Annotated in this window: 3 protein-coding genes; all 3 read right to left on the bottom strand. The window is 64.6% G+C overall.

Annotated features, from left to right (window positions below; genetic code table 11):
• Nucleotides 1-143: 143 nt before the first annotated feature.
• The 3 genes from Q0K00_RS11515 to Q0K00_RS11505 all read right to left on the bottom strand — a co-directional run bounded on the left by Q0K00_RS11515 (nucleotide 144) and on the right by Q0K00_RS11505 (nucleotide 3,407).
• Nucleotides 144-1,127 (bottom strand): ankyrin repeat domain-containing protein, encoded by a 984-nt coding sequence (locus Q0K00_RS11515; RefSeq protein ID WP_297229670.1) that lies wholly within the window; start codon nucleotides 1,125-1,127, stop codon nucleotides 144-146.
• A 165-nt stretch (nucleotides 1,128-1,292) separates the two neighbouring features.
• Nucleotides 1,293-2,879 carry an ankyrin repeat domain-containing protein gene (locus Q0K00_RS11510; protein WP_297229668.1) on the bottom strand — a complete coding sequence of 529 codons (1,587 nt, stop codon included), beginning with the start codon at nucleotides 2,877-2,879 and terminating at the stop codon, nucleotides 1,293-1,295.
• A 3-nt stretch (nucleotides 2,880-2,882) separates the two neighbouring features.
• Complete coding sequence (locus Q0K00_RS11505; protein WP_297229666.1) at nucleotides 2,883-3,407, bottom strand: tetratricopeptide repeat protein; 525 nt, start codon at nucleotides 3,405-3,407, stop codon at nucleotides 2,883-2,885.
• Nucleotides 3,408-3,812: the final 405 nt, after the last annotated feature.

Raw genomic sequence — 3,812 nt, 5'->3', positions numbered from 1 at the left:
CTGGGGAAGGGATGGGGGGCCTGGGGGGAAGGGGAACCCCTCCCGCGCAGGCGGAGGGGTTCCCCTTCCCCCCAGATGAGCCAAGCCCGTAGCGGCAGCTACGGGCATCGGCATCGGCATCGGCAGCAGCGGCGGCGGGGTGGTCATCGTTCCGCGCCGGCCAGCAGGAGTTGTTCGACGATCTCGGTGGAGCCGTTTTCCGTGGCGTAGTGGAGTGCGCTGTGCCGCATATTGTCCACGAGGTTGACGTCCGCGCCGTTTTCGAGCAGCAGGGCGGTCATGTCGTTGTGTCCTTCGGCGGCCGCGAGGATCAGGGGGGTCTCTCCGTCCTGATTGCGGATGTTGCAGTCCGCGCCGCCAAGGAGCAGCGCCCGGGCGATGGCGTCGTTGCCGTCGGCCGCCGCGTAGTGCAGCGGGGAGAAGCCGTTCAGCAGCTTGCGGTTGGGATCGGCTCCCGCCTTGAGCAGTATCTCCGCCAGATAGACGTTCTGGTTTTGGCAGGCCAGCAGCAGGGGCGTTTCTCCGTCGTCGTTGGGGGCATCCAGATCTGTCCGGCCCGCTCGGATGAGGGCCGCGACCACTTCGCTCTGGTTCTGGCGGCAGGCCAGATGCAATGCCGTATTCCCCTCGTGGTCGGTCTGTCTCCGTTCGTCTTCCAGCAGGGCGACGACATCGCGCATACCATTGGCGACGGCATAGTCGAAGGCATTGTGGCCGTCCTCATCGGTCAGGGTCTTGTCCGCTCCCAGTTCGAGCAAAAAGCGGCACGCCTCGCTCCTTCCGTATTTGGCGGCATGGATGAGCGGGGTATTGCCTTTCTGATCCGTTCCGTCCAATTCCGCTCCCTTGTCGCACAGCAGGCGGATGATGTCCCTGTTACCCGCCTGGCAGGCCAGATGCAGGGCCGTGCGGCTCTGGTCGTCGGTGATGGAGGGGTCCGCTCCGGCGTCGAGCAGGAGTTTCACGATATCCCGCGAGCCTTTGGCGCTGGCGTAGTGCAGCGGCGTGGAGCCTTGTCCGTCGCGCTTGTCGAGCTGGAAGCCGCCCTTTTTCAGGAACGCCTGGACGATGGCCTTTTGTCCGTTCTTGTAGGCGGTCAGCAGCATATTATCGAGGTTGGCCGACATGGAGAGCCTCCTGTTTCAGGCTAGAGCGTTTTGCCTTTGAAAAGGCAAAATGCGAAGCGGCGGCACAGCGCCGCCCGGTCCAAACCAAGCGGAAAAACCGCGCTTTTCCCGCAAGGCGACAGGCCGTATGGTTGGAAAGGCGAAGCGTTTCAAACGGGAAATGCTCTATTTGATATGCCGCAGCAGCAGCTTGACCAGAGGGGCGTTGTCCTGCTCCACCGCATAATCGAGGGCCGTTTTGTTGAACACGTTGACCGTGGCGGGGTCCGGCTTGCCGAGCTCGAACAGCAGTTCCGTCATGGCCACCGCGGCCGAGGGGGAGGGGTTGCGGGCCGCGTAGTGCAGGGCCGTGTTCCCATCCATATCCCGCAGCGCCGCGTCCGCCCCGGCTTCAAGGAGTTCCGTCTGTACCGCCTCCATCGTGCGGAAATCCCCCTTGCAGGACAGCATCAGCGGCGTCTGGCCCCCGAAGTTTTTCCGGTCCACGTCCGCCCCGAGGCGGATGGCTTCCTCCACCACCATGGCGATCACGCTGTCCCGGCCGAAGCCTATGCCGTAGGACGAGGCGCACGCGACCCCCAGAAGGCAGTCGCCCCAATCGGTCAGGCTGCTGTTCACGTCAAAACCGTGCCGCACCAGAAGCGCCAACAGCCGCGCCGCCAGTCTGTCCTCGTAGAGGTTTTTCGGTGGATGCCGCGTGATCAGCGAGCTGAAGAGGGCCACGATGGGCTGTTCCCCCTCGGCGTTCCTGAGGGTGGGGTCAGCGCCCAGCTCCAGCAGCAGGGTGGCCATGGGGATGTCGCACGTCTGACAGGCCACCGCCAGCGGGGAAAGCCCCTCGAAAGAGTGTTGCTCGCTGATGGCGTTGATGTCCTCGCCCATCTTCACCAGCGCGCGCACCGCCTCCGCGTCGCTCTGGCGCACCGCCTGGTGGAGCGTCATGCCGCCCGCCGCGATCTTTTCCCGGCCCTCGGCGGTATCCGCGTCCTCCGGCGACAGGCTGCCGTCCAGCAGGGCCGCTATCTTTTTGGCGCCTCTGCGTACCGCCAGCGTGTGGGCCGTCTCCATCATGTGGTTCTCCGCTTCCGGGTCCACTCCGGCATCCTTCAGGATCACGGCACAGCGGAACAGATCCTCCAGGGACGCCTCGATAGCCTGTTTGCGCTGTTCCAGCTCTTTCATGGTTATGGGGCTGCGCCGCTTGGGCGGCAGGGAATCCTCGTTGCGCTTCTCCTCCATCTCCTTGTCCACCGCTTCCAGAGCTTCCAGCGGGTTGCGGCAGGCTTCCACGAGGAGGTGCAGCGCCGTGTTCCCGTCCGGGTCGGTCCTGGTCAGGCGCACGCCGCGATCCACCAGCGCCCGCAAAAACTCCACGTTGCCCTCCTGTGCGGCGACATGGTAGCAGAACTTCCCGCTGGGATCGCGGAGCGATGGCTTGGCCCCGCCGTCCAGAAGGAGTAGGGCCGTCCGGTAGATGTCCCCCTCCCGCGGAGGATAGTTGCTGGAAAAATCCTTCCCCGCCAGCAGGAACAGCGGAAGATGCCCGTAGGAGGATGCCTCGTTCGGGTCAAGTCCTTTCTCCAGCAGCCAGGCGACCGCCTCGGGATGGGCATTCTGGCTGGCGATATGCAGCAGATTGGCGTCACCATAGCCCCGCGCCTTGGCGTGGATCTCGCATTGCTGGTACATGGGGGTGATGGCATCGGGGTTCGCGTCCTTGTGGTACGCGCTCCATATCTGCATGATATCCATGTGCTACGACTCCCTTTCCGCTGTTTCCGCCAGCGCTTTTTCCACATCGTCAAAATGTTTCCCCGGCAGCGAGGCCGCCAGGCTCCGTACGCGCGCAGCGTCGCCCAGCCGCGCACAGAGCGTTATCATCAGCCGCAGGATCCGCTCCCGCGCGTAGTCGGGCAGGCAGGCGGCTTCCTCCATCCGCATGGGGAAACGGTATCCCGCCCGCGCGCACTGGCATTCGTACAGGATACGCAGGGTCTCCTCATCGCCGGTGGGCTTCCGTCGCTCCCTCCGGCCGCCCCTGAGGCTGGACAGGGCCTTCTCAAGGCAGGAGAGCGCCCGCTCCGTTTGCCCCGCCTGGTCCAGGCAAAGCGCCATGTTGTACAGTAGCGGGGCCGAACGCTCCCCCGACGCGGACAGGCGTCGCAGCAGGCGAAAAGTTTCCGCCCAAGCGCCCTGTTCGTACAGGGTACAGGCGAGCGACATGATCGCTCCCTCATCCATGTGTTCCGCCGGGGCCGCCCCTATCGACATGTCGTCCATATCTTCTATCCTTCGGGCTTGTCCTGTCTTTCAGGGATCGCGAAAATCTACCGAAGCGCCGTCAACAAGACAAGCCGTCGCCTTTTTTCTTTTTTTTCGATGGATTGCGGATGGTGTGCGGTGGGGAGGCGGAGCGGGGCCTGTTTTCTTTTTTCTTTCTTTTGTTCGTTCGTTGAATGGCGGATGCTGCCCGGCGTCCGAGCGTGGTCGCCTCCCGGCGGGGGGCAGGGGGCAGGGGCTTGCGCCGCCCCTTGCCCCCTACGACCCCGTACCCCGCGTTAGAGGCAGACATCCCTGACGGACAACAGCGGGACGCCGGTCGTACCGTTGGTCTCCTCCCTGCCGCGCGGCAGCGGGCGTTCGGCCTCCCGCTGTCCCGCGTGGACGCGGGACGAGCGTCCGTCC

The organism is uncultured Desulfovibrio sp., from assembly GCF_944327235.1.
Classification (GTDB): Bacteria; Desulfobacterota; Desulfovibrionia; order Desulfovibrionales; family Desulfovibrionaceae; genus Desulfovibrio.
The sequence above is the reverse complement of the archived record's forward strand: the minus strand, read 5'-3'. Positions and strand labels throughout refer to the sequence as shown.

What these genes read in the sequence shown, in the direction of transcription:
- Q0K00_RS11515 (WP_297229670.1), bottom strand. Translation starts at nt 1,127, where the DNA reads ATGTCGGCCAACCTCGATAATATGCTGCTGACCGCCTACAAGAACGGA.
- Q0K00_RS11510 (WP_297229668.1), bottom strand. Translation starts at nt 2,879, where the DNA reads ATGGATATCATGCAGATATGGAGCGCGTACCACAAGGACGCGAACCCC.
- Q0K00_RS11505 (WP_297229666.1), bottom strand. Translation starts at nt 3,407, where the DNA reads ATGGACGACATGTCGATAGGGGCGGCCCCGGCGGAACACATGGATGAG.